Here is a 262-nt window from a genome sequence, read left to right as displayed (position 1 = left end):
TGAACGCCAACACGGTGACCAACACGGCGAGCGGAACGATCGCGGTGAGCGGCGGGCAGTTCGCGGCGAACCGCACGGCCGGCAGCTCGATCACCAACGGCGGCAGCTTCTCGCTGACCGGCGGCACTGTCACGTCGCCGCTGTTCTCCAACAACAGCCTGCTCACTCAGACGGGCGGCACGCTCGCGGCGACCCAGCTCACCAACGCGGGCACCTACACCTTCCAGAACGGCACGCTGAACGCCAACACGGTGACCAACAC

1 protein-coding gene is annotated in these 262 nt (G+C 67.2%); it reads left to right on the top strand.

Going from position 1 to position 262, the window contains the following annotated elements:
* Nucleotides 1-262: hypothetical protein (locus J7U37_RS25025; protein ID WP_247637512.1), on the top strand; the 262-nt coding region annotated here is incomplete at both ends.

This window comes from Methylobacterium sp. 37f (genome assembly GCF_023093475.1).
Taxonomy (GTDB): domain Bacteria; phylum Pseudomonadota; class Alphaproteobacteria; order Rhizobiales; family Beijerinckiaceae; genus Methylobacterium.
This window is presented reverse-complemented; position numbering and strand designations above follow the sequence as displayed.